A 3,329-nucleotide genomic window follows, 5' to 3' on the forward strand; every position below is an offset into this window, starting at 1 on the left:
CATATTAATACCTAAAGCCTGACTGGCCAACAAAATGGCCAATGGGTTCCCCGCCATCGCCGTCATAAACATAGCCGATGTTACGGTATTACCTTGGTATTCAGCTTGAATCAAAAAGGCGCCGACGCGACGAGGATTTTTATTCGGTTCAGAGTCAAAAGCCGACGCCAAGCCCCTTACGATAGGAAATAATATACCGCCGGCGCGCGCTGCATTGGACGGTGTGGCCGGACTGATAATCAAGTCGCTCAAAATAATCGTATAGGCCAATTTTAACGTGCTCGTTCCCATTTTAGTAATTAACCAAAACGCAATGCGGCGACCGAGACCCGTTTTTATAAAACTCTTCGCAAACAAAAAGGCTGCCACAATTAACCAAATACTGCTATTGCCAAAGCCGGCTAACGCTTGACTCGGTTTTAAAACATTCGCTAATTGGGTGATTGTAATACTGATTAATGCAATGGCGCCGATCGGCAGCGGTTGCATTATGAACCCAATAATCGTGCTCAAAAATATAGCCAGCAAATACCATGCCTGCGTGGACAAGCCCGCCGGCACCGGTAAAACGGCTATGATAACACCGACCATAATCGGTATTATCCAAGACGCTATCGTTTTACTCTTATTGTTCATAACTATCCCTATGTACCTAATCTAAAAGTATGCTCTCTAATCACACGAACGTAAATAGCGCTCTACGCTTAATCACGTTTATATTTTGCTACTTCTTGTTTCTGCAATACATTGCCTTCTGTATCAATGCCTACGATTACGCGGAAACGGTCAAAGTATAACTTTTTAATAGACTCAGTACCCAATTCAGGATACAGAACAACTTCAGCGGATTTAATGCGAGCCGCGTTGATGGCTGACGCACCACCTACACCTAATAACGATACACCACCGTATTTTTTACATAAATCGGCTACATAAGGGGCGCGGTCGCCTTTACCCAAGAAAGCTACGACGCCCAATTTGAACATCATTTCTACAAACGGATCCATACGAGCCGCGGTTGTAGGACCATTGGAGTTAAATACCTGACCCGGTTGCGGTGGGCATGGGCCGGCATAATATACCAATTGATTCGTCCAGTCTAACGGTGATTCTTCGCCGGCTTCCAATAAGTCCTGAATACGTTTATGCGCCGCATCACGACAAGTATATACATAGCCGGATAAATATAAAACGTCCCCTACTTTTAATTGTTTTACAAATTCTTTCGTTAATGGTAATTGTACATCCCGTTCCATAATAGCCTCCTAAATAACTTCACTTGCTTGACGTGCTGCATTACATTGGAAATTAATAGCTACCGGCAAGGCTGTTATATGTACACCATGATAATCAATATGCACATCCAATGCCGTTACCGTACCGCCCATACCGATAGGACCAACGCCCGATTTATTAACTGCTTCCAAGAATTCTTTTTCCAGTTCAGCATAGTATGGATTTGGATTATGTTCACCGATAGGACGAAGTAAGGCTTTTTTCGCCATCCAAGCGCAGGTATCCATGGTGCCGCCGATACCGATACCGATAATATACGGTGGGCAAGGATTACCGCCTACTTTAGCTACGGTTTCAAGTAAAAATTGTTTTACCCCTTCTTTGCCTTCGCCCGGTAATAATACTTTAAAGGCTCCCATATTTTCACTGCCGCCGCCTTTAGGCATAACGGTTACTTTTACTTGATCGCCCGGTACGATTTCAACGTGCAACATAGCCGGTGTATTATCATTGGTGTTTTCACGATTCAACGGATCCGCTACTACCGATTTACGTAAATAACCGTTCGTATAACCGCGACGAACACCTTCATTAACAGCATCTTCCAGCGGCATACCTTCCCAAGCCACTTCCTGGCCGCATTCTAAGAGTACAACAGCTACGCCGGTATCATGGCAACATGGCAATTGTTCTTTTTTAGCAAATTCACCGTTTTCAACAATGATTTCCAAGGCTTTTTTACCAATTGGCGACTCTTCGTTTTCAACGGCTTTACGGAATGCATCCATTACATTATCATTCAATTCACAGCAGGCTTTGATACACAACTTTTCAATGACAGGAATTAAGGCTTCTGTCTGTAATACTCTCATGTTAACCCTCCTAATTTGAAATACACTAAACTTTTATCCATTGTGTTGTAACAACTTTTGTTAGCACAAGCATAACAACTCTATAACTTTTTGTAAAATATGTTATAATAATTATGCAATAAATTTAATTTATAGGACTAAATATAATTTATATTTAGCGCATCATTATATTCGCAATATGTATATTTAGCGTATCATTGTATTCGCACAAGGAAGCAAGGATGGTACTATGGAGTTAAAACAATTAGAATTTTTCATTTCAGTGGCCGAACTGGGTAACATGACCAGGGCCGCGCAGCAACACTTTGTATCGCAACCTAATATTACCGTTGCCATAAAAAAGTTAGAGGATGAATTAGGTGTCGAGTTGTTTAAAAGAGAGTATAAAAAGATGACCTTGACTGAAAAAGGCCACCAATTTTATACGTCGATTAAACACGTATTGGCCGAACTGGAAAACTCAGTGGCCGAAATAAAAGATGAACGGCATAAACTCTCCGGCACGGTTACCATCGGTATCCCGCCGATGATTAGTGCCTATTTGTTCACGCCGTTGCTGAATCACTTCCGCCAAGAATATCCCCAGTGGGAGTTAAATGTCCTCGAAGAAGGATCTGTCGGTGTGTCTGAACGCGTATTAGCTGATGAAGCCGATTTGGGGATTGTCATTATCGATAACATATCGCCGAAGCTGGAAGCGATGCCCCTCTTTAAAAGTGAACATAAATTATGTATTCCCAGCGGTCATCCTTTTCATAGCCTCTCCCAAGTGCCCTTTGATAAACTCAAAGAAGAATCCCTCATCTTGATGAAAATAGATTCGGTTCATCGTAAAAACGTATTGGCCAACTGCGAAGCTTGCGGCTTTTTGCCTAAAATAGTACTCTCGTCCAATCAGATTAAAACAAATATTGATTCCGTAGCCAAAGGCGTGGGGCTCTCCTTTTTATTGGACATAGCAAAATTAGAGCGAAATGATGTCCAACTGATTTCCATGGATCCGCCCCTGACCGTTACCATCGGGTTAGTCTTTCGCAAAAACAAATACCTATCTTACGCGATGAAAGATTTAATCAATTTCATCAAACACTTCCCGTATCCGCAAAAAATAAATTGAGCCCACAAAATCATAACCACCCGTAGAACGGGTGGTTTGCTCTGACCCTATAAGGGTCTTTCTCTAGTGGTTGCCCTCTAAAGAGGGCTTTGAGTAATCTGACA

The 3,329-nt window shown here is 42.2% G+C and carries 4 protein-coding genes; 1 reads left to right on the plus strand and 3 read right to left on the minus strand.

What is annotated here, in order from left to right; genetic code table 11:
* The 3 genes from E7204_RS08020 to E7204_RS08030 all read right to left on the minus strand — a co-directional run.
* A partial coding sequence (locus tag E7204_RS08020; protein WP_295183376.1) for an SLC13 family permease occupies positions 1–636 on the minus strand: 636 nt, incomplete at its 3' end.
* Between the two features lie 68 nt (positions 637–704).
* Positions 705–1,256, minus strand: coding sequence for a FumA C-terminus/TtdB family hydratase beta subunit (locus E7204_RS08025; RefSeq protein WP_295183378.1), 552 nt, complete (start codon positions 1,254–1,256; stop codon positions 705–707).
* Positions 1,257–1,265: 9 nt separating this feature from the next.
* On the minus strand, positions 1,266–2,108 hold the full coding sequence (locus E7204_RS08030) for a fumarate hydratase (protein WP_295183380.1): 843 nt from the start codon (positions 2,106–2,108) through the stop codon (positions 1,266–1,268).
* Positions 2,109–2,337: 229 nt separating this feature from the next.
* Here E7204_RS08030 and E7204_RS08035 point away from each other — a divergent pair, with 229 nt between their 5' ends.
* Complete coding sequence (locus E7204_RS08035; RefSeq protein WP_295183382.1) at positions 2,338–3,225, plus strand: LysR family transcriptional regulator; 888 nt, start codon at positions 2,338–2,340, stop codon at positions 3,223–3,225.
* The last annotated feature ends 104 nt before the right edge of the window (positions 3,226–3,329 follow it).

This window comes from Veillonella sp., assembly GCF_015058545.1.
Lineage (GTDB): Bacteria > Bacillota > Negativicutes > Veillonellales > Veillonellaceae > Veillonella_A.